Origin of the sequence: Sulfitobacter sp. W002 (assembly GCF_025142135.1) — a bacterium.
GTDB classification, from domain to species: Bacteria; Pseudomonadota; Alphaproteobacteria; order Rhodobacterales; family Rhodobacteraceae; genus Sulfitobacter; species Sulfitobacter profundi.
This window is the reverse complement of record NZ_CP081126.1, coordinates 2,821,362-2,841,846: the sequence shown is the minus strand read 5'-3', so window position 1 is coordinate 2,841,846 and position 20,485 is coordinate 2,821,362. Positions and strand designations below refer to the sequence as shown.

General features: G+C 59.5%; 23 protein-coding genes. 12 read left to right on the top strand and 11 right to left on the bottom strand.

The annotated features are described in order from the left end of the window. Nucleotides 1-11 precede the first annotated feature (11 nt). The 4 genes from K3758_RS13985 (at nt 12) to K3758_RS13970 (ending at nt 3,250) form a co-directional block, all read left to right on the top strand. A complete protein-coding gene (locus K3758_RS13985) occupies nt 12-893 on the top strand; it encodes a F0F1 ATP synthase subunit gamma (protein WP_067629562.1) in 882 nt (293 codons plus the stop codon). An 18-nt stretch (nt 894-911) separates the two neighbouring features. After that, nucleotides 912-2,336 carry a F0F1 ATP synthase subunit beta gene (gene atpD / locus K3758_RS13980; RefSeq protein ID WP_259946027.1) on the top strand — a complete coding sequence of 475 codons (1,425 nt, stop codon included), beginning with the start codon at nt 912-914 and terminating at the stop codon, nt 2,334-2,336. A gap of 12 nt (nt 2,337-2,348) precedes the next feature. Further along, nucleotides 2,349-2,789 (top strand): F0F1 ATP synthase subunit epsilon, encoded by a 441-nt coding sequence (locus K3758_RS13975; RefSeq protein WP_067629565.1) that lies wholly within the window; start codon nt 2,349-2,351, stop codon nt 2,787-2,789. A 110-nt stretch (nt 2,790-2,899) separates the two neighbouring features. Then, on the top strand, nt 2,900-3,250 hold the full coding sequence (locus K3758_RS13970) for an H-type lectin domain-containing protein (RefSeq protein ID WP_259946026.1): 351 nt from the start codon (nt 2,900-2,902) through the stop codon (nt 3,248-3,250). 80 nt (nt 3,251-3,330) lie between these two features. Here the strand turns inward: K3758_RS13970 and K3758_RS13965 are convergent, their stop codons facing one another. Next, the gene (locus K3758_RS13965; protein WP_259946024.1) at nt 3,331-4,350 is read right to left on the bottom strand and encodes a ribose-phosphate pyrophosphokinase; all 1,020 of its coding nucleotides are present in this window, start codon (nt 4,348-4,350) and stop codon (nt 3,331-3,333) included. 102 nt (nt 4,351-4,452) lie between these two features. Between K3758_RS13965 and K3758_RS13960 the strand changes: the two genes are divergently transcribed. Then, nucleotides 4,453-5,049 carry a 2-hydroxychromene-2-carboxylate isomerase gene (locus K3758_RS13960; protein WP_259946022.1) on the top strand — a complete coding sequence of 199 codons (597 nt, stop codon included), beginning with the start codon at nt 4,453-4,455 and terminating at the stop codon, nt 5,047-5,049. Next, nucleotides 5,046-5,843, top strand: a complete 798-nt coding sequence (locus K3758_RS13955; protein ID WP_259946021.1) for an alpha/beta fold hydrolase — start codon at nt 5,046-5,048, stop codon at nt 5,841-5,843. The genes K3758_RS13960 and K3758_RS13955 overlap by 4 nt, the downstream gene beginning before the upstream one ends. 4 nt (nt 5,844-5,847) lie before the next feature. Here the strand turns inward: K3758_RS13955 and K3758_RS13950 are convergent, their stop codons facing one another. The 7 genes from K3758_RS13950 to K3758_RS13920 all read right to left on the bottom strand — a co-directional run bounded on the left by K3758_RS13950 (nt 5,848) and on the right by K3758_RS13920 (nt 11,173). Beyond that, the gene (locus K3758_RS13950; protein ID WP_259946020.1) at nt 5,848-6,882 is read right to left on the bottom strand and encodes a low specificity L-threonine aldolase; all 1,035 of its coding nucleotides are present in this window, start codon (nt 6,880-6,882) and stop codon (nt 5,848-5,850) included. Beyond that, nucleotides 6,882-7,352 carry a YcgN family cysteine cluster protein gene (locus K3758_RS13945; protein ID WP_259946018.1) on the bottom strand — a complete coding sequence of 157 codons (471 nt, stop codon included), beginning with the start codon at nt 7,350-7,352 and terminating at the stop codon, nt 6,882-6,884. Before K3758_RS13945 ends, K3758_RS13950 begins: the two co-directional genes overlap by 1 nt. Beyond that, on the bottom strand, nt 7,349-8,281 hold the full coding sequence (locus K3758_RS13940; RefSeq protein WP_259946017.1) for a bifunctional riboflavin kinase/FAD synthetase: 933 nt from the start codon (nt 8,279-8,281) through the stop codon (nt 7,349-7,351). The genes K3758_RS13945 and K3758_RS13940 overlap by 4 nt, the downstream gene beginning before the upstream one ends. Before the next feature lie 61 nt (nt 8,282-8,342). After that, nucleotides 8,343-8,786, bottom strand: a complete 444-nt coding sequence (locus K3758_RS13935) for a MaoC family dehydratase (RefSeq protein ID WP_259946016.1) — start codon at nt 8,784-8,786, stop codon at nt 8,343-8,345. A 90-nt stretch (nt 8,787-8,876) separates the two neighbouring features. Next, entirely contained in the window at nt 8,877-9,749 is an 873-nt protein-coding gene (locus K3758_RS13930) for a TIGR01459 family HAD-type hydrolase (protein WP_259946014.1), read from the bottom strand. 50 nt (nt 9,750-9,799) lie between these two features. Then, complete coding sequence (locus K3758_RS13925; protein ID WP_259946012.1) at nt 9,800-10,720, bottom strand: manganese-dependent inorganic pyrophosphatase; 921 nt, start codon at nt 10,718-10,720, stop codon at nt 9,800-9,802. 99 nt (nt 10,721-10,819) lie between these two features. Continuing rightward, nucleotides 10,820-11,173, bottom strand: coding sequence for an MmcQ/YjbR family DNA-binding protein (locus tag K3758_RS13920; protein ID WP_259946010.1), 354 nt, complete (start codon nt 11,171-11,173; stop codon nt 10,820-10,822). Nucleotides 11,174-11,237: 64 nt separating this feature from the next. Here K3758_RS13920 and K3758_RS13915 point away from each other — a divergent pair, with 64 nt between their 5' ends. The 3 genes from K3758_RS13915 to groL all read left to right on the top strand — a co-directional run bounded on the left by K3758_RS13915 (nt 11,238) and on the right by groL (nt 14,080). Further along, nucleotides 11,238-11,918 (top strand): DUF2161 domain-containing phosphodiesterase, encoded by a 681-nt coding sequence (locus K3758_RS13915; RefSeq protein ID WP_259946008.1) that lies wholly within the window; start codon nt 11,238-11,240, stop codon nt 11,916-11,918. Nucleotides 11,919-12,084: 166 nt separating this feature from the next. Beyond that, the gene (gene groES, locus K3758_RS13910; protein WP_259946005.1) at nt 12,085-12,372 is read left to right on the top strand and encodes a co-chaperone GroES; all 288 of its coding nucleotides are present in this window, start codon (nt 12,085-12,087) and stop codon (nt 12,370-12,372) included. A 64-nt stretch (nt 12,373-12,436) separates the two neighbouring features. Beyond that, the gene (groL, locus tag K3758_RS13905; protein WP_259946002.1) at nt 12,437-14,080 is read left to right on the top strand and encodes a chaperonin GroEL; all 1,644 of its coding nucleotides are present in this window, start codon (nt 12,437-12,439) and stop codon (nt 14,078-14,080) included. Between the two features lie 112 nt (nt 14,081-14,192). Here groL and K3758_RS13900 read toward each other — a convergent pair whose 3' ends face one another. Then, a complete protein-coding gene (locus K3758_RS13900; protein WP_067629591.1) occupies nt 14,193-14,621 on the bottom strand; it encodes a response regulator in 429 nt (142 codons plus the stop codon). Nucleotides 14,622-14,644: 23 nt separating this feature from the next. Beyond that, nucleotides 14,645-16,546, bottom strand: a complete 1,902-nt coding sequence (locus K3758_RS13895; protein ID WP_259945997.1) for an ATP-binding protein — start codon at nt 16,544-16,546, stop codon at nt 14,645-14,647. A gap of 305 nt (nt 16,547-16,851) precedes the next feature. Between K3758_RS13895 and K3758_RS13890 the strand changes: the two genes are divergently transcribed. From K3758_RS13890 to K3758_RS13880, 3 genes are all read left to right on the top strand, one after another. Continuing rightward, a complete protein-coding gene (locus tag K3758_RS13890) occupies nt 16,852-18,192 on the top strand; it encodes an extracellular solute-binding protein (protein ID WP_409202632.1) in 1,341 nt (446 codons plus the stop codon). 70 nt (nt 18,193-18,262) lie between these two features. Then, the gene (locus K3758_RS13885; protein WP_259945995.1) at nt 18,263-19,003 is read left to right on the top strand and encodes an ATP-binding protein; all 741 of its coding nucleotides are present in this window, start codon (nt 18,263-18,265) and stop codon (nt 19,001-19,003) included. Nucleotides 19,004-19,198: 195 nt separating this feature from the next. After that, entirely contained in the window at nt 19,199-20,047 is an 849-nt protein-coding gene (locus tag K3758_RS13880; protein WP_259945993.1) for a DMT family transporter, read from the top strand. On the opposite strand, the gene K3758_RS13875 is transcribed toward K3758_RS13880, so the two are convergent. Further along, nucleotides 20,013-20,477, bottom strand: coding sequence for an NUDIX domain-containing protein (locus K3758_RS13875; protein ID WP_259945991.1), 465 nt, complete (start codon nt 20,475-20,477; stop codon nt 20,013-20,015). The two genes, K3758_RS13880 and K3758_RS13875, sit on opposite strands and share 35 nt — an antisense overlap. Between the last annotated feature and the right edge of the window lie 8 nt (nt 20,478-20,485).

Here is a 20,485-nt window from a genome sequence, read left to right as displayed (position 1 = left end):
GAGATAAGGCAATGCCAAATCTCAAGGACCTGAAGAACAGGATCGCGTCGGTCAAATCGACCCGCAAGATCACCAAGGCCATGCAAATGGTTGCCGCGGCGAAACTTCGCCGCGCGCAGGAGGCTGCCGAGGCTTCGCGTCCCTATACTGAGCGGTTCAATGCCGTGATGGCAGGGCTCGCGGCCAGTGTCGGCGGCTCCGACAGCGCGCCCAAGCTGCTTAGCGGCACGGGTGAAGACAAAGTGCATCTGCTGGTGGTCATGACCGCCGAACGCGGGCTGTGCGGCGGCTTCAACAGCAACATCGCGAAGAAGGCGAAAGCCCATGCGCGTGAACTGCTGGCCCAGGGCAAAGAGGTGAAAATCCTCACCGTTGGCAAAAAAGGCCGTGATGCGCTGCGGCGTGACTTGGGCGACCATTTGGTCGGTCACGTCGACCTCAGCGAAGTCAAAAAGATCGGCTATGGTGATGCGCAAAACATCGCGCAGGACGTGCTGAACCGCTTTGACGCGGGCGAATTTGACGTGGCGACGATCTTCTATGCGAAGTTCGTGAACGTGGTGATGCAGACGCCGACGGCGCAGCAGATCATCCCGGCCAAATTCGAAGCAGACGCGGACGAAGACAGCGGTGCGTCCACATTGTTCGACTATGAACCCAGCGAAGAGGCGGTCTTGGCCGACCTTCTGCCGCGCGGGGTCGCCACGGCGATCTTCTCGGCTCTGCTGGAGAATGGCGCGTCCGAGCAGGGTGCGCGGATGTCGGCGATGGACAACGCAACACGCAACGCGGGTGAGATGATCGACAAACTGACCATCCAATACAACCGCTCGCGTCAGGCTGTCATCACCAACGAGCTGATCGAAATCATTTCCGGCGCGGAAGCGCTGTAAGCAAATCGGAGAAACGACATGGCAAATGCTGTCGGTAAAATCACACAGGTCATCGGCGCTGTCGTTGACGTTCAATTCGAAGGCGACCTGCCGGAGATTCTCAACGCGCTCCACACCGAAAATCAGGGCAAAACGCTGGTTCTCGAAGTGGCGCAGCACCTTGGCGAAAACACGGTTCGCGCCATCGCGATGGACGCGACCGAAGGTCTCGTTCGCGGTCAGGCTGTGACAGACACAGGCGACCAGATCCGCGTGCCCGTGGGCAACGCCACATTGGGCCGCATCATGAACGTCACCGGCGACGCGGTTGATGAACAGGGTCCGGTAAACTCTGACGCGACGCGCGCCATTCACGGCGAAGCGCCTGAGTTCGCTGAGCAGTCCACCGAGACACAAATCCTCGTGACAGGCATCAAGGTCATCGACCTTCTGGCGCCTTACACCAAGGGTGGTAAAATTGGTCTCTTCGGCGGTGCCGGCGTGGGCAAGACGGTTCTCATCATGGAACTGATCAACAACATCGCCAAAGTGCACTCCGGTCTGTCGGTGTTCGCGGGCGTGGGTGAGCGTACCCGTGAGGGCAACGACCTTTACCACGAGATGATCGAATCCGGCGTTATCGTCCCTGACAACCTCGTCGATTCGAAAATTGCACTGGTCTACGGTCAGATGAACGAACCTCCTGGTGCGCGGATGCGGATCGCCCTGACCGGCCTGACACTGGCCGAGCAGTTCCGCGACGAATCCGGTTCCGACGTTCTGTTCTTCGTCGACAACATCTTCCGCTTCACGCAGGCCGGTTCCGAAGTGTCCGCCCTGCTGGGCCGTATTCCTTCCGCTGTGGGCTACCAGCCGACACTGGCGACCGACATGGGCGTGATGCAGGAGCGGATTGCTTCGACCAAATCCGGTTCGATTACTTCCGTTCAGGCCGTTTACGTTCCTGCGGATGACCTTACCGACCCGGCGCCTGCGACCTCCTTTGCGCACCTCGACGCGACAACGGTTCTTGACCGTTCGATCTCGGAAAAGGGCATCTACCCGGCGGTTGATCCGCTTGGCTCCACCTCGCGTTTGCTCGACCCGCTGATCATCGGCGACGAGCACTACAAGGTGGCGACAGACGTGCAGCAGGTGCTTCAGCGCTACAAATCGCTTCAGGACATCATCGCCATCCTTGGCATGGACGAACTGAGCGAAGAAGACAAACTGACCGTGGCACGCGCCCGTAAAATCGAGCGTTTCCTCAGCCAGCCCTTCGACGTGGCGAAAGTTTTCACAGGCTCCGACGGTGTTCAGGTGCCGCTGGAAGAAACAATCGCGTCCTTCAAGGCCGTGGTTGCCGGTGAATACGATCACCTGCCCGAAGGTGCCTTCTACATGGTTGGTGGCATCGATGACGTGAAGGCGAAAGCCGAGAAAATGGCGGCAGACGCCGCTTAAGGAGCGCTGACAATGGCAGACACAATGCAATTCGACCTCGTTTCGCCGGAACGGCGGCTGGCATCGATGCAGGTGACGGCCGTGCAGATTCCGGGCACTGAGGGCGACATGACGGCCATGGCCGATCATGCGCCCACCATCACCACCCTGCGTCCGGGCCTTCTGCGCGTGGAAGGGCCGGAGGGCACGTCTGAATATGTCGTGACCGGCGGTTTCGCCGAAATCGGCGGTCAGGGCGGCGTGTCTGTGCTGGCGGAACGTGCCGTGGCGCGTGCTGACATGACGCAGGAGCAGATGGACAGCATGGTGGCAGAGGCGCATGCCGTCTACACCCGCGCCAAGGACAACTGGGAAAACGAACCCGGTCCCGTGGATGACGCAGCCAAGCTTCTGGCCGATATGGTTGCCGTTGGCGATCACATCGGATTGTCGAGCAAACAGCCCAGCCTGTAATGCTTTGAAAATCAGTGAAAAGCCCCGCCCCGGCGGGGCTTTTTGCTTTTATGCCTCCCCCTGCTGCGGCATCATTGCGCGGTGACCCTAAATTCAAGCAGGCCCGATATATGAAACGACTTCGCAGCCATACCATCGGCGTGGACAGTGGCGATGTCATGCTGTTTTCAGAGTTCGAAGACGGCGGATCGATGTGGACGGGCGAGGGCCAGCGCGAACGCCGCCGTCGGATCAGCTTTTCCGAACCCTTCCGGGAGCCGCCGCATGTTCAGGTGAGCATGTCGCTTTGGGACATCGACGCCAGCACCGTCACCCGCGCCGATATCGGCGCCGAGGCGGTGACCGAGACCGGCTTTGACATGGTGTTCCGCACATGGGGCGACACCCGCGTCGCACGGGCGCGTTTGGCATGGACAGCGATTGGCGCGGTGGGGGAGGATGACGACTGGGTCGTCGGTTAGGTGCATCGCTCGGTGGGGGAGAGCGGCCCTGCAGGGGGAGGGCGGCCCGCGGGGGCCAGCCCTAGATCACAGCCTGCGGCTTAGCTTGCCGCGTACATCCCGTCATAGATCGGGCCCAGCGTTTCCGCCTCGAACAGAGAAGAGACCGAGGTGCCGTTCCAGATGTTCAAGATCGCTTGGGCAAACATCGGCGCGGTTGGCACGATGCGGATGTTCGGCGCCTTCTTAATCGCAGGGGTCGGCGCGATGCTGTCGGTGATGACCAGCGATTTCATGACCGAGTTCTCGACCCGCTCAACCGCAGGGCCGGACATGACACCGTGGGTGATGTAAGAATGCACTTCCTTGGCGCCATTCTCCAGCAACACTTCAGCGGCTTTGCAAAGCGTACCAGCGGTGTCGCAGATATCGTCCACGATCAGGCAAGTTTTGCCCTTCACGTCGCCAATCACGGTCATCTCCGCCACTTCGCCCGCCTTCTCGCGGCGTTTGTCGACGATCGACAGGGGCGAGTTGATCCGCTTGGCCAGCTCACGCGCACGGGCCACGCCGCCAACGTCGGGGCTGACGACCATCAGATCGTCCATCTGGTCCTTAAAGGCGTCCTTGATGTCGAGCGCGAAGATCGGCGAGGCGTAGAGGTTGTCGACCGGGATGTCGAAGAAGCCCTGAATCTGTGCCGCGTGCAGGTCCATCGTCAGGATCCGCTCAATGCCGCTGCCGGTCAGCATATTGGCGACCATCTTGGCGGTGATCGGGGTCCGGGCCTTGGTGCGGCGGTCCTGACGGGCATAGCCGAAGTAGGGCAAAACGGCCGTCACACGCGCCGCCGAGGACCGGCGCAGCGCGTCGGCCATGATCATCAGTTCCATCAGGTTGTCGTTCGCGGGGTTCGACGTGGGCTGGATGATGAACATATCCTCGCCGCGCACGTTCTCATAAACTTCGACGAAAATCTCGCCGTCATTGAACCGTTCGACTCGCGCATCGACGAGCCCCACGTTAACGCCGCGGTGCAGCGACATGCGCCGCGCGATGGCCTTGGCAAGCGGCATATTGGCATTGCCTGAGATCAGTTTTGGTTCTGAAGTGCGTGGCATAGGGGCTCCGGGGCAGCGGTAGGTTGCAGATTCGTGACGTTGACACCGCTTAGCATGCGCTTACGGTCGGGCAAAGCTGCACCGCCCCTGAAGGAGAGCCAAATGGCCCGGATCGACTATTTTTTCGCGACCCTGTCACCCTATTGCTACCTCGCCGGGAATCGGCTTGAGGAGATCGCCGAAAAGCACGGTGCTGAGATCGTGTACAAGCCTTTCGACATTATCGCGGCCTTCCCGCGCACCGGCGGCATGCCCCCGGCAGAGCGTCACCCCAGCCGCAATGACTACCGCGCGCAAGACCTGCCGCGTCAGGCGCGCAAGCTGGGTCTGCCCTTCAACCTCAAGCCCGCGCATTGGCCCACCAACGGCGCGCCTGCGGCCTATGCGGTGATCGCCGCGCAGAATGCCGGGGGCGGGGATCTGGGCAAGCTGACCCATGCCATCACCCGCGCTGTCTGGGCCGAAGAAAAGGACATCGGCCATGACGATGTGGTCCGGGCCTGTTTGGAAGAGGCCGGTTTTGACCCCGATCTGGCGAACAGCGGCTTGCTGCAGGGGGCCGAGACCTATGCCGCCAACCTTGAGGAAGCCGTCGCTCAAGGTGTCTTTGGGGCGCCTTTTTATATCGTTGGGGATCAGCGGTTCTGGGGGCAGGACCGTTTGGAAGACCTTGATCTGCATCTCGGGGGTAAGCTGTGATCCCAGAGGTCAACGCGCGCCGTTTCGGTCACGGCCCGCGCCCGGCCTTGGCAATCCATTGCTCGCTTGCGCACTCCGGCGCGTGGCGTGGCGTTGGGGCTGCCCTATCGGACGAGCTGACTCTACGGGCCTTCGATCTGCCGATGCACGGCCGGTCGGGCGATTGGGACGGGCAGGGCAATATCCACGACGTGGCGACCGACATGGCGCTCAGCCTGCTCGAAGCGCCGATGGATCTGATTGGCCATTCCTTTGGTGCGACGGTTGCGCTGCGGCTGGCGATCGAGCACCCCGAATTGGTGCGCAGCATTACCCTGATTGAGCCAGTCTATTTCGCCGCCGCCAAGCAGGACGATCCTGACGCGATGGCTGAATACAATGAACAGAACGCGGCATTTGAGGCCGCCTTGGCAGAGGGCGACAAGGAGACCGCTGCGCGGCTGTTCAACCGGGTCTGGGGCGATGGGACGAAATGGGAACAAATTCCCGAACAGACCCGCGCCTATATGGTGGATCGGATCGGTTTCATCCCCGCCTCTTCGCCCTTCCTTGGAGAGGACAGCGCCGGGTTGCTGGCGCCGGGGATGTTCGACCGCGCGTCGATGCCCGCGCTGCTGTTAGAGGGAAGCGCATCGCCCAAGGCCGCACATGCGATCAATGCGTCGCTGATGCGCCGCCTGCCGAACGCGCGGCGGGTTTCAGTCGACGGGGCAGGGCATATGGTGCCGATCACGCACCCCGCCGAAGTCGCCGAAGCGATACGCGATTTCCTGAACGACGTGCCGCTGGCGTGACTGCTTAGAAGTGGCTTAGGAACTGGTCGATCTGCTCACGGCTGATCGACCAGTCGCAGACCATCCGCGCGGCCAGCATCTCATCATCGTCGCCGTCCAGCGTGCCATCCCAGAGGTAATAGCGCGCGCCTGCGTCATGCAACTTGCGGTGAATGGCGCGGGGGAAACGGGCAAAGATCATATTTGCCGCAGGCTCATGTAGAAATTCCGCCCCCGCTTTGCGCAGCCCTTGGGCCAGATGCGCCGCATTGGCGTTGGCCGTCTTGGCCGTTTCCAGCCAAGCCCCATCCGCAAGGTAGCCCGCCATCTGCGCCGACAGAAAGCGGTGTTTGGAAAACAGATGCGCCCCGCGCTTGCGTCGCAGCTCGAATTCCCATGCTTTTTCGGGGTCAAAAAAGACCACCGCCTCGACCCCCATGCAGCCGTTCTTGGTGCCGCCGAAGCTGACCACATCAACGCCGGATTTCCACGTCATCTCAGCCGGGGTGCAGCCCAGAGCCACCAGCGCATTGGCAAAACGCGCGCCGTCCATATGCACGGGCAGGTCGTATTCCTTGGCCACCGCTGTCAGCGCCTGCAATTCTTCAAGGCTATGCACCCCGCCGCGTTCCGTCACCTGCGTGATCGACACCGGGCCGCGTTGCGGCGTGTGCACATCGCCCGCCGCCCGCGCGACGATGGCGCGGCGCAGGGCGTCGGGGGTCATCTTGTCTTCGGTCTCCACCAGCGTCAGCTTGGCCGCACCTGCGTAGAACTCGGGCGCGTTGCATTCATCCTCTTCGATATGCGCGACCTTAGCGCAAAAGATCGTCTGCCACGGCTGGGTGTAGCAGGCCAGCGCCAGCGCATTGGCCGCGGTGCCGGTGGCAACGAGGTAGACCTCGGCTTCTGGCGCCTCGAACTGCTGCCTGATTTGGTCGCGGACCTCATCCATGATCGGGTCTTTGCCGTAGGGCATCGCATAATCGGTATTGGCGGCGATCACGCGCTCCATCACCTTGGGGTGGACGGGACCGGCGTTGTCAGAGGCGAAAAACATCAGGTGGGCTCCTCGATAATATGGTCTTCCCATTCTTCGAACGGGGTATCAAATTCGGACACGGTATCAAATTGCACGCTGACCCCGGCGTCATGGACGCTATCGGGGGTGCCGGTCAGCAGGGGGTGCCATTCGGGCAGGAGCTTGCCCTCCCACAGGAGGCGGTAAGCGCAGGTCTGGGGCATCCAATAGGCGTGGGTATCGAGGTTGTCGGGGCGCAGCACGATGCAGTCGGGCACGAACTCGTGCCGGTTTTCGTAATGCACACAGCGGCAGGTGCTATCATCAAGCAGGCGGCAGGCGACGCGGGTCAGGGCTACTTCGCCGCTGTCCTCGTCTTCTAGCTTGTTCAGGCAGCATTTGCCGCAGCCATCGCAGAGCGCTTCCCATTCGGTCTGCGACATCTCTTTGAGCGGCTTCTTCTCCCAGAATTTCGGTGTCAGGCCCTTGCGGGGTATCGGATCGCTCATAGCGCCGCCAGAATGGTTCGGGCGCGGTCGCAGTCGGCCGCCATCTGGGTGATCAGCGCGTCGAGACTGTCAAACTTTTCTTCGCCGCGAAGGTGTTCGACCAGCCCGACAGACAGCGGCGCGCCGTAGAGATCGCCTTTGAAGTCAAAGAGATATGTTTCTAGGTTGGCTTTGTTCTCACCGAACATGGGCCGCACGCCAATGCTGGCCGCCCCGTGATAGCTGCCCTTATGCGGCCCCGCGAGCACATCCACCAACACGGCATAGACACCAAAGGCGGGCGGGTGCAGGCCGTCAATCGACATGTTGGCGGTAGGGAAGCCCAACTCGCGCCCGCGCTGCTCGCCCGAGATCACCGGTCCGTCGATGCGGTGCCAGTGACCCAGCATTGCCGCTGCTTCGCGGGTTTCACCACGAGTCAGCGCTTCGCGGATCGCGGTTGAGGATACGGTGAGGTCATCGCGCTCCATCAGCGGGGCGATGGTGACGCCGAAACCATATTGCGCACCGAAACGGACGAGATCTTCCGCCGTGCCCGCGCGGCCCTTACCAAAGCAGAAGTCTGCGCCCACAACCACATGCGCCAGTCCCAGCCCGTCGTGGAGCACGTCGCGGGCGAATGCCTCGGGGCTCAGGCTGGCCAGTGTGCTGTTGAATGCCAGCTCATAGAGCCGCTTAACGCCGATCTTTTCCAGCCGATGCGCGCGGGATTCGCGGCCCATCAGGCGGAACGGCGGGGCATCGGGGGCGAAATATTCGCGGGGATGCGGCTCGAAGGTGACGACGCCAAGGGGCGCATCGGGGGCGGCACTCTGTGCAAGTTCGATCACCGACCGGTGGCCAAGGTGCACGCCATCAAAATTGCCAATCGCGGCGGTGGCACCGCGATCTGCAAGGTCGACGAATTGATAATCTCGGATGATCCGCATGTGCCTTGCCTAGCTGCGCGGCGGGGCAAGGGCAAGATGCTCAGGCCGCGAAACCGTCCCTTCAGTCCAGCTTGGCCGAGGGGGCAAGCACCGTGGCCTCACCGGCGAGCACCGGTTTGCCATCGACCGAGCAGCGGCAGTCCATTTTCACGCGACGTTTGGCGATGTCCATGTCGGTCACGGTGACTTCGGCCAGCACCATGTCGCCGGGGCGCACGGGGCCAAGGAACTTGAGCGATTGCCCGAGGTAAATCGTGCCGTGACCGGGAAGCTGTTCACCAATCACCGCCGAGACCAGCCCGGCGGTCAGCATCCCATGGGCGATGCGCCCTTCAAAGATCGTGTCGCGGGCATAGGCGTCATCCAGATGCACCGGGTTATGGTCGGTCGAAACCTGCGCGAACATTTCGATATCCGTATCGGTCACGACCTTACGCAGATGGCGAGTCATCCCGATTTCGATGTCTTCGATGCAGATCGTCCCGCGTGGCATATTGTCCAACATGACGGCTCCTTGGTAACAAAGTGGCGCGTTCTTGCGTCAAGATGCAACTTTATTACTTTGCAGCTGCAGAAAATCAAGCCCTTTTCTGGGTTAGCGCAGGAATCCGATGGCATAGGTCGGGGCTGAGGCTTCGCGATCGAGATAGGCGCGGAGCTTGTCTTCGTCGGGTTGCTCGGTGGTGGCAGTTTCCGCGGCGGCCAGCCCTCCGGTGATGAACAGCGAATCGATGCCTTCGTCCATCGCGCCTTTGACGTCCGTCAGGATGCCGTCACCGATGGCGAGGATGCGATTGTCGGGGATGTCGACCTCAAGGGCGGCAAGGCGACGGCGGGCGAGATCGTAGATCGGGCCATGCGGTTTGCCGAAATAGAGGCTCTCGCCGCCCATCTCGGTATAGAGCGCGCCCAGTGCCCCGGCGCACCATTCGCGCACTTCGCCCCGGTCCACGACGATATCGGGGTTGGCGCATAGCAGTTTCAGCCCGCGGGCGATGGCCTGTTCGAACTCGGGGCGCATGATCTCGGGGTCGGCCATCGGGTCGACCGGGCCGGTGCAGACGATGCCGTCTGCTTCGGCCAGCGGAACGGTTTCTACATTTACCGGGTTTTCAAGGATCGCCAGCGGCTCGAAAAACTTGCGCTCACCGGGGTGGCCGATGAACCAGACCTTTTCGCCCACAGCACCGCGGAACATGGCAGAGCGCGCGGAATCGCCCGAGGTGGCGATGCTGTCCCATGCGTCTTCCGGCACGCCAAACTGCTGCAACTGTTTTTCCACGCCCGTGCGCGGACGGGGGGAGTTGGTGACCAGCACGACCTTACCGCCGGTCTTGCGATAGGCCTGCAAGGCCGCCACCGCATCGGGCAGCGCCTTGCGCCCGTCGTGAACGCAGCCCCAAAGATCGACAAAAAGCGCGTCGTATTGATCGGAAACTTGCGGCAGGGCAGAGATAATGCGGGTCATGGGGCGGCCTTTCAAAAAGCGAGGGCGGGCACTTGGCCCGCCCGATTGGCTTACATCTTGAGGTTGGGGATGATCTGCTTTTTGCGGCTCATCACGCCGGGCAGCACGACGGTGTCGCCGGAGACCTCAGCGCCAAAGCTCTGCTCGGCGATATGTTTAACCATGTCGTTGGGCACCAGCAGCGTCGCCTCTTCTTTCAGGATGTCGACGATGAACAAGAGCACCTGCGCGGCACCGTCGGCCTCGGCCACTTTCGGCATCTCAGCCATCAGCGCGTCCTTGCGCTCCAGCAGCGGTGCGGGGGAGGTGGTTTCCAGCACGCTCACGCGCAGGTTGGTGCCATCGAGGTCGAATTCCTTGCTGTCCATGCGCAGCAGTTCGGCCTCGCTAAAGGACGACACATCAGATTTCGCCGCGAACATTTCGGCCGCGTATTCGCTGATGTCGACGCCTAAATCGCGCGCGATATCTTCGGCAATCGCGCGGTCTTCTTGCGTGGTGGTCGGGCTGCGGAATTCCAGCGTGTCCGACAGGATGCATGACAAGGCAGCCGCTTTGACGCCGCGCGGGGCTTGCGCCCAGTCTTTGCCGATCATCTTGAACATGATGGTTGCCGTGCAGGCAAGCGGCTGGATGTTGATCTCAATCGGGCCACGTGTTTCCAGCCCGGCCACCAGACGGTGGTGGTCGATGATGCCGGTGATGTCGGCGTCATTGATGTTGTCGGGCAGTTCGGCGGGGTTGTTGGTGTCGACGATGACAACCTTGGTGTCGGCATCAAGCGCGGTCAGGATTTCCGGCTTATCAAGGTCCCATTTGTCGAGCATGAACAATGCTTCTGTGTTCGGCTCGCCCAGCAGAACGGGTTTGGCGGGGATGCCTTTGATCTCATTGAGATACCAAGCCCATACGATCGGGCTGCCGGTGCTGTCGGTGTCGGGGGATTTGTGGCCAAAAACAAGCGTTGTCATGGGGTGGTCCTGTCTGTTCGGGTGGATTTGCGGGCCTTATAACAGGTTCAATTGGCTTGTCACCTGCGCCTGCTGCAATGCGGCATTGCGCGCCGGGGGCTAAAGCCCCAGTTCCGCGCGCTTCTTTTTGGAGAGCGCGGCGACGATCATGTCATAAGAGGCGCGAATGTGGTCGCGCAGGCTGTCATCGCTCAGCCCCGGCGCGGCGTAATGCTGTATCCACTTAAGCCCGCGCGAGGCCAGATAGGGCGCGGGCCGCAAACCGGAGCTGTCGGAGAGCACCTCAAACCCCAGTTCAGTCACCTTGAAAGTAAAAGCGGGCGCATCCTCGGCCCAGCCGCAGATGGCAAAGACCTTGCCGCCCACCTTCCAGACGTCCGCATTGCCCCATTGAACGACATGGGTTGTTCGGGGCAGGGCGGCGCAGAAGGCGTTGAATTCGTCGCGGGTCATCGCGTCAGTCTAAGGCCGCGCGGCCCCTTTGCATAGCGCCGCGCGATGGGGCAAGTTGCGCGCCATGAGCAACCCGCGCGAAACAGATCTTTACCCGCCGATCAAGGCTTTCCTTGAGGATCAGGGCTATGTGGTGAAGGCCGAAGTCGGCGCGGCAGATGTGGTGGCCCTGCGCGGGGCCGAGCCGCCGGTGGTGGTTGAGCTGAAGCTCGGCTTTTCGCTGGCGCTGTTCCATCAGTGTCTGGCGCGGCTGAAGGTGTCGGATGATGTCTACCTCGCCGTTGCGCGGCAACCGGGCAAACGCTTTGCCAAGGCGGTGAAGGACAACGTCACGCTGGCGCGGCGGCTGGGGTTGGGGCTGATTACCGTGCGGCTGTCGGATGGGTTGGTCGAGGTGCATTGCGATCCCGGCCCCTATGCGCCGCGCAAGAATGCCAAACGGGCGGCGATGCTTTTGCGCGAATTCGCCCGGCGGCAGGGGGATCCGAACGACGGCGGCCAGACCCGCGCGGGGCTGGTGACCGCCTACCGTCAGGATGCGTTGAAAATCGCGGTCTATCTGTTCGAAGCCGGCGCAAGCAAAGGCGCGCATGTGGCCCGCGCAACCGGTGTCTCGGCGGCAACCCGCATGATGCGGGATGACCACTACGGTTGGTTTGAAAAGGTCGACAAAGGCATATACGGACTAACGCCAACGGGGGCCGAAGCGGTGGCCACAGCGGGCTGTGTTTTGGGTGCTGATTAACAGTTCCCGGCCCCGAAAAATTTTTCGAAGCCGTTGTTGACAGAACGCAGACTGCTGCTTAGCTATGCATCGTTATCACTCACAAGGGTTGAGTGCTAACGGCTGCACCCCTCGCCCGGAGGGGGTGGCTTGGAAGAGTAACTTTGAGCCTTAAGGAGCTGCAAAGATGGCATTGAAACCGCTTCATGACCGTGTGCTGGTAAAGCGTACCGAAAGCGAAGAAAAAACCGCCGGCGGGTTGATCATTCCTGATTCCGCCAAAGAAAAGCCTTCCGAAGGTGAAGTCGTTGCCGTGGGCACCGGCGCACGCAAAGACAACGGCGAGTTGATCGAAATGGCCGTCGCACCCGGCGACAAAATCCTGTTCGGCAAATGGTCCGGCACAGAGGTCACCGTCGACGGCGAAGAAATGCTGATGATGAAAGAAAGCGAAATCATGGGGATCATCGCGTAAGCCACCCGGCTTGCCGACCCTCTGAAGACGCTCACATCAATCCAAGATTTTAGGAGAAGACAACATGGCTGCTAAGGACGTCAAATTTGACACCGATGCCCGTAACCGGATGCTCAAGGGTGTAAACATCCTTGCCGACGCGGTGAAAGTCACACTCGGCCCCAAAGGCCGGAACGTGGTTCTGGACAAATCCTTCGGCGCACCGCGCATCACCAAAGACGGTGTATCCGTGGCGAAGGAAATCGAACTGGAAGACAAGTTCGAAAACATGGGCGCACAGATGGTCAAGGAAGTTGCTTCCCGGACCAATGACGAAGCAGGCGACGGTACCACCACCGCGACTGTTCTGGCCCAAGCCATCGTCAAAGAAGGCATGAAATCTGTTGCCGCTGGCATGAACCCGATGGACCTTAAGCGCGGTATCGATCTGGCAACTGCCAAGGTCGTCGAAGCGATCAAAGCGGCCGCCCGTGACGTATCCGACAGCGACGAAGTCGCACAGGTCGGCACCATCTCCGCCAACGGCGAAAAAGAGATCGGCCGTCAGATCGCAGACGCGATGCAGAAAGTCGGCAACGAAGGCGTGATCACCGTCGAAGAGAACAAAGGCCTGGAAACAGAGACCGATGTCGTCGAAGGCATGCAGTTCGACCGCGGCTACCTGAGCCCCTACTTCGTCACCAACTCCGACAAAATGACTGTCGAGCTGGAAGACGCGATCATCCTGCTGCACGAGAAGAAACTGTCGAGCCTTCAGCCGATGGTTCCGCTGCTTGAGCAAGTGATCCAGTCCCAGAAGCCGCTTTTGATCATCGCCGAAGACGTTGAGGGCGAAGCCCTGGCGACACTCGTCGTGAACAAACTGCGCGGCGGTCTGAAGATTGCTGCTGTGAAGGCACCGGGCTTCGGTGACCGTCGCAAAGCCATGCTGCAAGACCTCGCGGTTCTGACCGGTGGTCAGGTGATCTCCGAAGACCTCGGCATGAAGCTTGAGTCCGTGACCATGGACATGCTGGGTTCTGCCAAGAAAGTCGCGATCACCAAAGACGAGACCACTGTCGTTGATGGCGCAGGCGAGAAGGCCGAGATCGAAGCACGTGTTGCTCAGATCCGTAACCAGATCGAAGAAACCACTTCCGACTACGACCGTGAGAAGCTGCAAGAGCGCGTTGCCAAACTGGCAGGCGGTGTTGCCGTTATCCGCGTCGGCGGCATGACCGAAGTCGAAGTAAAAGAGCGCAAAGACCGCGTTGACGACGCCCTGAACGCGACACGTGCCGCTGTTCAAGAAGGCATCGTTGTTGGCGGTGGTGTTGCTCTGGTTCAGGGCGCCAAGAAGCTGGAAGGCCTCACAGGCGACAACAACGATCAGAACGTCGGTATCTCCATCGTGCGCAAGGCACTGGAAGCACCGCTGCGTCAGATCGCTGAGAACGCTGGTGTGGACGGTTCGGTTGTTGCCGGCAAAATCCGCGAAAGCGACGACCTGAAGTTCGGCTTCAACGCGCAGACCGAAGAATATGGCGACATGTTCAAGTTCGGCGTCATTGACCCGGCGAAAGTGGTACGTACAGCGCTGCAAGACGCGGCTTCGATCGCTGGTCTGCTGATCACCACCGAAGCGATGGTCGCCGATAAGCCTGCCAAAGACGGCGCACCCGCCGGCGGCGGCATGCCCGACATGGGCGGCATGGGCGGCATGATGTAAGCCAGCCCTATTGGCTAAAGTTCACGAGGCGTGCCAGCAATGGCGCGCCTCTTTCCGTTTAAAGGCAGTGACTATCCGGGTTCGATGGCCCTTTATCTGATTGTCATGGTAATCAAGCTGGCAGTTCTACGATCCGCGAATAGGCATTGAGCATGCCAAGCGCATTGGCAAAGGTCTCTGACGGGTTTTCCTTCACGATATAGCCCGCGACATTCTTGCTATAGGCGGATTGCACGTCCGTGGGCATATCGGAGGTGGTGAAGACAAAAACCACCATCCGCTCCAACGCCGGATCGGCTCGGACAACTTCCAAGAACTCAAGCCCGCCCATGCGTGGCATGTTGAGGTCAAGTGTGACGATATAGGGCGGCAATCGCCCATGCCGCTTCACCTCCTCCGCTAAAAATTCGAGCGCGTGTTGCCCGTCGTGACAAACCGCCGTTTCGTTGACGATCTTCAACTTGCGCATCGCCCGTTGCATGGCCATCACGCTGACTTTGTCATCGTCTACGATAAGAAACTTCGCGGGCGTCGTTTTCATCCAATATTCCTTTTCGGCTTGGGTCACGCCGCCGCCGCCACGGCCAGATTGCGGTGTGCACGTGGTGCCAATGGAAGCTCCACAACAAAAGTCGACCCGCGCTCTTTGTTGGGGTCGGAGGACAGCGTGACCTTGCCTTTTTGGTGGGTCGCGAGCTTGCTTACGATGGCGAGGCCCAAGCCGCTCCCTTCAACCTCATCACGCGGTTTAAGTGTTTGAAACAGCTCAAATATCTTTGCTTGGTGCCGAAGCTCTATTCCAGGCCCGTCATCGCGGACGCTTAGAACAACACGGTCCTGCTTTACCTCGGCGTTAACATGGATGATGCCATGATCCCGGTCATGGTGTTTGATTGCATTTGAGATCAGGTTGCCCAAAATCTGCTGCAACGGCGTAAGTTGTAAATCGATGACTTGGTTTGTCCCGGCAAAGCTAATTTTGAACCGACCCTCGGTGTCGTTATAGCGGGCAAGGTCTGCCACCAATCGCGCAAGGTGCACCGGCTCTGGCGCAGGTTGGTCCTGTCCCGCCCGGGCGTAGTCCAAAAGATCGTTCAGAAGGCGGTTAAGCCGATCAATCCGTTGTTGTGACATAAGCAAATAGCTTCGGCTTTCCGCACTCAGCGCATTTTCCTCATCCTCAAGGACCCAAAGGCTTAATTCATGCACCGCACGGAGGGGAGAGCGCAGGTCGTGGGCGGCCACATAGGCGAATTTCTCGAGCTCGATGTTCGAGCGCCGCAACTCTTCCGCAGTTGTGCGGAACACAACTAATGCACGTGCCATCTCTCCTAGTTCATCCTGCCCTCGCACGGTGACGGGGTGATCAAGGTCACCCCGAGCGATAGCCGTGACGGAATCGGTCAACCGATTGATGCGACGGTTGAACTGCCGCTCAACAACAAAGCCGTTGGTAAGGGCAATCACGAGAAGCGCGCTTCCAACGGTGAGGCCAACGGTCCATATAACCCGATGGATGGTGTCGCGCAGCTCATCTGTCGCGATATCCACCCGCCGCAAAGTGTTCTGAGTCAGATCGGAGGATATGTCGGAAATCCCCACGATCATGGGCAGGTGTTCGGCTTGTAGCGTTTGAACGCTTTCGTAAAACCGTAGACGTGCCGCTGAATGCGCGAAGAAGCCCTTTTCGGGATCAAGCAGCACGTCGCGCAGCGCGTCAATTTGGCGGGCCAGCGTCCGTCTACTGGCTGCTTCATGAATGCGCGGCAATCGGGTTATGGCATCTTGGAAATGTTCTTCGACAAGGAGCCGCGCGCGCTCGGGTTGAAGAAGTTGGTTCTGTAGCCCTTGTGAATTGATGATGTTAATAAGCGTGTCGAGGCTTAGCCGAATGTCATTCAGATTAATTGCGCTCAACAGCGTCTCGGGAAAGCCTGAAGGGCGATTTGCTGGGGCAACATCGTCGGACGCAGAGCTTTCAGAGGCTTCGCTTAATAGGGCCTCAGTTTGCTGTGAAAGCCGGTAGGCTAAATCATCGATAGTCATATGATTCTGTTCTTGAATTTGCTCGACAAGATCAAGCGTTGTGAGGAGCTGGCCCTCGGCGCGCCGCATTTCTAGAAGGCTGAAAACTGTCGCATCAGATGCACGCCGTGCCATATGTAGCCGCCCCTCCAGCCGCGCTGCCAACGGGAGCGCAATTTCCATTGTCTTCAGATTTTCTAAAAGCTCCAAAGTTTCGTCGATTTTTGTTGTGATGTCTTTTCCGAGCGTCTCCGGCGACACCGAGGTATCTAATTGATTAAGCTGCTCAATCGAGAGGAATACACCGTTCAAGGACCGCTCAATTTGCTGGGAAATAGCCAACGTAGGAAGGGCCGATTGGCTCAAATGAGCGTGACTGACCAGCACAGATCGCATCTGACCCGTAGCAGCCCATCCCGCAACGCCAATAATGGCCGCCACGAGAAGGAGCGCTGCCCTTAGGCGGGTGCTGATACGACTGCCGAGAAACTGCCGCAGCGACCATGGGGGATGCATCGTAACCATGCTGACTGAATAGCTGGGACCAATTAACGCAATGTTAATCGCCACGGCTCTAAAACCGGGTTCATCAAAGCGAGAGGGGGGCATCCCCCACCCGCTGATTGGAGGATTGCAGTGTGTTAGGCGGGCGCAGGTTGACAAGGCGAAGGTTCTCTATCGGCCTGGGTGCCGGTCTTAGCACGCTTATCGCCGGTCCGGTATTTGGGGAGACGATTGGTATAAAAGTGGCCGCGCAAGCCCGGGGTTTGGTTGGAAATGCCAGAACGCTCTCTGTGCTGCTTCCGGAAGGGTCACGTGCCAATCTTGAACCAGTCGCGGCGGTGTTTACGGAGCGAACCGGGGTGAAAGTCGACCTTCAAGAGGTGCATGTCGATCAGATCAACGCGGAGCTAATGCTAAATAGTGTACTTGGGGAGGCGAAATATGACGTTGCCTTGCCCGCGACCTTTGGGGTGGCAGACCTCGTTGCCGCCGGGGCAATCCACGCTTTGGATGACTACGCCGCACGCTATGAGCCGGCGGGATTTCGCGACCCTATGCTTTACCAAGAAGGGGATAGGTTTGACGGTCAGACCTATGGTTTCCAAACAGATGGCGACGCCTATCTGATGTTCTACCATCGCGAAATGCTTAACGATCCGGATGAGAAGGCGCGCTATGCTGATCGCTTCGGTTATCCACTTGCTATGCCAGAGACTTGGGCGGAGCTGGATCGGCAAATACGTTTTTTTCATGCGCCAGAAGCTGGTCGGTATGGCGGGTTGTTGTTTCGCACGCCGGGGTATCTGGCGTGGGAGTGGTGGATTCGATTTCACGCCAAAGGGTATTGGCCGTTGTCCCCCGATATGACCCCGCAAATCGCGAAAGACCCGGGTGTAGCGGCGTTGGAAGAATTGATTGCGATTACAGACAGCCTCGTCCCCGATACCCCTAACCTTGGGCTGTTCGAAAACTGGGCGCGATACGCGAAAGGCGATGTCTATTGCAATATTGGCTGGGGCGGTACGCAGAAATATCTAAATTCTCCCCGGTCGTTGATGAGAGGGCGGATGATTTACGGCCCGACGCCCGGTGGGAAGGTTGGGGGGGAACTCCTTGCAACACCCTATTTCAACTGGGGGTGGAGCTTTGTGGTCAGCGCAACATCGGCACAGAAGGAACTCGCCTATTTATTTGCCCTATTTGCCGTCACGCCTGAGATGTCGACACTGGCTGTTCGGCAGGCAGATGGTTTTTTCGACCCTTACCGAAAGGAACACTACAGCGATCCGGGCGTAGAAGATGCTTATTCAAAATCGTTTCTTAAGGTACATCGCGCGTCGCTTGACGGGGCAATTCCAGATTTCTACCTAAAAGGGCAATCTGAGTATTTTCAGGCTTTAGGAAGAGGGTTGGATCGGGCGCTGCAGGGCGAGGTTGCGCCGAAAATAGCCCTGAGCCGTGTGACGCAGCAGTGGCAGCTTATCACCAGCCGGGCGGGGCGGGAGAGGCAAATAGAAAGATGGGCGCGCCTTCGTCGAAAGTATCCGCCAAATGCGCGGCGTTTGCTGAGGGATATCACGTAATGGCAGCTTTACTCTTCGATCCGGCAGGTGCGGGGCTCTGTCCAACGGTCAAGCGTAGGGCGTTAGTGATATGACCCATCCCCAGCTATATTCGTCACTCGACGTTGAAATCACTTTGGGGAAACAGCCAAATACGGCGCCGGACGCAGAGGAGTTTATCCATTTGGTAAGCCATGATCTGCGCGGTTCCATCCGCGCGCTATTGGAACTGCCAGAATGGATTGCCGAGGATATCGAGGAGTCTGGGCTTGAGGTAAGTCCTTCGGTGCATAGTTCCATTACTTTGATGAAGCGGCATACGCAGCGTTTGGATCGGATGCTGTTCGATCTGTTGCAGTATTCCCGCGCAGGGAAGATGGCGAATATACAAGAGGTTAGTCTCCAAGAGAAATTCGATGCTGTGGTAAAGGAAATTGGGCCGACCAGTGGTTTCCGGATCGATCATGACTTTGGTTGCGGCTCATTTCTTATTGATGAAGCAGACCTTCACACGCTCCTTTCGGCATTGATCGGAAACGCGATCAAGCATCATGACAAGTTTTCAGGAAGGGTCGCGGTGGCGGCATGGCGCGGAGGGTCTGCCCTGATGTTGACCGTTTCAGACGATGGGCCGGGGATTCATCCGCGATTTCACGAGCGTGTTTTCAAGCCGATGACCACGTTGCGACCGCGGGACGAGGTGGAAGGCTCTGGGTTGGGGTTGGCTTTGGTTCAAAAGATTGCCGGGAATTATGGCGGACATGCCCGTTTGATTTCGACCGGTGCCGAACGCGGTACGTCGGTAGAGGTGCGTTTGGAGAGGGCAATATAGGCAGTGCAACATGAAACTCGAATGCCCCTGGCAAACGCATCTGGTTTCACCTGTCGGGATGATGCGCTGTTTGTACCGCCTCATCCGTTCGCGCTGGCCAAATTGAGGGGGTTTGTCATCACGACCCAGTTAAATTGCTATGAAGAAGAAAATCGGCGCTTGGCGCAGCTGGGTAGGGGGGCTAAGCGAATGGTCATGCAGCTTTTCCTTCTCTCCGCTCTCACCATGTGCGCTTTTGCGGCAAACTCCATTTTAACACGGATGGCAGTAGATGGTGGGCATATTGATCCTGCGGGCTTTGCGCTCGTTCGCGTCGCCGCAGGTGCTCTGGTTTTGGGGATCATGGTGGCGTTACGGGGCGGGCGGCTGCCGCTATTGCGACGCAACAGGATCGGCGGCGCTGTCAGCCTTGCTGTCTATATGATTGGTTTTAGCCTCGCTTATCTAACGTTGGATGCCGGGCTCGGTGCGCTTATTCTTTTTGGTGTCGTGCAGATTACCATGTTTACCTACGCCGCGATGACCGGCGCGGCCCCCACCGCGCGGCAAATCACAGGCGCCGCCGCGGCCTTTGCCGGATTGGTGCTTGTTCTTTGGCCGGATGGGCAGGGTTCAACAGATATCATGGGCGCTGGGTTGATGGTCGCCGCGGGGATGGGCTGGGCCGCCTATACGATCATTGGCCGCACATCGGGCGATCCATTGGCAGCGACTTCGGCGAACTTCCTGCTTTGCATGCCTTTCATGCTTATCCTGCCCGCTTTGGCAGGGGCGCATTTCAGTATGGCGGGGCTTCTATTAGGCGCGCTTTGCGGTGGGGTAACTTCCGGCCTTGGATACGCATTGTGGTATGCAGTGCTGGCCCGGATCGACGGCGGCACGGCGGCGGTGGCGCAGCTTAGCGTGCCGATTATCGCCATTCTTGCTGGCGCGCTGCTTTTGGGTGAACCGCTGAACCTCACGCTGCTTATCGCGACTGCGTTGGTTTTGGGCGGGATTGCTTGGGCGATCAGCGCAAGATCGGCTCCAACGGATCGTAGGTGATCGCCGCCTCTGCCGGACCAAAGGCGACCGCGCCGAGGCTGTCGGGCTTGTGTGGAATCTGCGCCAATTCGGATTTGGTGACCCATTGATGTCGGGTGACGATGGATTCGTGATCCTTCCAGTCTGACGCGATCTGGGCGGGGCCGAGGATATGGCACCTGAAATAGATATCCACCTGATGAAAATCGCCGCTGGGGTCGTGGAATTCGTTGACCAGACAGGGCGCGCCGACCGAGATTGTCAGGCCCGTCTCTTCGAAAACCTCGCGGCGCAGGTTGTCGGGCAGGGAGGCGCCGGCCTCTACTCCACCGCCGGGGGCGCACATCAAACCCAGCCGATTATCGGCATAGGCATTGACCAGCAGCAGGCGGTCCTCGTGCAACAAGACAGCGCGGGCGGCCAATCGGGGGCAGGGGTGGGGCATCGGCATACTTTCGT

What these genes read in the sequence shown, in the direction of transcription:
- K3758_RS13985 (WP_067629562.1), top strand. Translation starts at nt 12, where the DNA reads ATGCCAAATCTCAAGGACCTGAAGAACAGGATCGCGTCGGTCAAATCG.
- atpD (WP_259946027.1), top strand. Translation starts at nt 912, where the DNA reads ATGGCAAATGCTGTCGGTAAAATCACACAGGTCATCGGCGCTGTCGTT.
- K3758_RS13975 (WP_067629565.1), top strand. Translation starts at nt 2,349, where the DNA reads ATGGCAGACACAATGCAATTCGACCTCGTTTCGCCGGAACGGCGGCTG.
- K3758_RS13970 (WP_259946026.1), top strand. Translation starts at nt 2,900, where the DNA reads ATGAAACGACTTCGCAGCCATACCATCGGCGTGGACAGTGGCGATGTC.
- K3758_RS13965 (WP_259946024.1), bottom strand. Translation starts at nt 4,350, where the DNA reads ATGCCACGCACTTCAGAACCAAAACTGATCTCAGGCAATGCCAATATG.
- K3758_RS13960 (WP_259946022.1), top strand. Translation starts at nt 4,453, where the DNA reads ATGGCCCGGATCGACTATTTTTTCGCGACCCTGTCACCCTATTGCTAC.
- K3758_RS13950 (WP_259946020.1), bottom strand. Translation starts at nt 6,882, where the DNA reads ATGTTTTTCGCCTCTGACAACGCCGGTCCCGTCCACCCCAAGGTGATG.
- K3758_RS13945 (WP_259946018.1), bottom strand. Translation starts at nt 7,352, where the DNA reads ATGAGCGATCCGATACCCCGCAAGGGCCTGACACCGAAATTCTGGGAG.
- K3758_RS13940 (WP_259946017.1), bottom strand. Translation starts at nt 8,281, where the DNA reads ATGCGGATCATCCGAGATTATCAATTCGTCGACCTTGCAGATCGCGGT.
- K3758_RS13935 (WP_259946016.1), bottom strand. Translation starts at nt 8,786, where the DNA reads ATGTTGGACAATATGCCACGCGGGACGATCTGCATCGAAGACATCGAA.
- K3758_RS13930 (WP_259946014.1), bottom strand. Translation starts at nt 9,749, where the DNA reads ATGACCCGCATTATCTCTGCCCTGCCGCAAGTTTCCGATCAATACGAC.
- K3758_RS13925 (WP_259946012.1), bottom strand. Translation starts at nt 10,720, where the DNA reads ATGACAACGCTTGTTTTTGGCCACAAATCCCCCGACACCGACAGCACC.
- K3758_RS13920 (WP_259946010.1), bottom strand. Translation starts at nt 11,173, where the DNA reads ATGACCCGCGACGAATTCAACGCCTTCTGCGCCGCCCTGCCCCGAACA.
- K3758_RS13915 (WP_259946008.1), top strand. Translation starts at nt 11,238, where the DNA reads ATGAGCAACCCGCGCGAAACAGATCTTTACCCGCCGATCAAGGCTTTC.
- groES (WP_259946005.1), top strand. Translation starts at nt 12,085, where the DNA reads ATGGCATTGAAACCGCTTCATGACCGTGTGCTGGTAAAGCGTACCGAA.
- groL (WP_259946002.1), top strand. Translation starts at nt 12,437, where the DNA reads ATGGCTGCTAAGGACGTCAAATTTGACACCGATGCCCGTAACCGGATG.
- K3758_RS13900 (WP_067629591.1), bottom strand. Translation starts at nt 14,621, where the DNA reads ATGAAAACGACGCCCGCGAAGTTTCTTATCGTAGACGATGACAAAGTC.
- K3758_RS13885 (WP_259945995.1), top strand. Translation starts at nt 18,263, where the DNA reads ATGACCCATCCCCAGCTATATTCGTCACTCGACGTTGAAATCACTTTG.
- K3758_RS13880 (WP_259945993.1), top strand. Translation starts at nt 19,199, where the DNA reads ATGCAGCTTTTCCTTCTCTCCGCTCTCACCATGTGCGCTTTTGCGGCA.
- K3758_RS13875 (WP_259945991.1), bottom strand. Translation starts at nt 20,477, where the DNA reads ATGCCGATGCCCCACCCCTGCCCCCGATTGGCCGCCCGCGCTGTCTTG.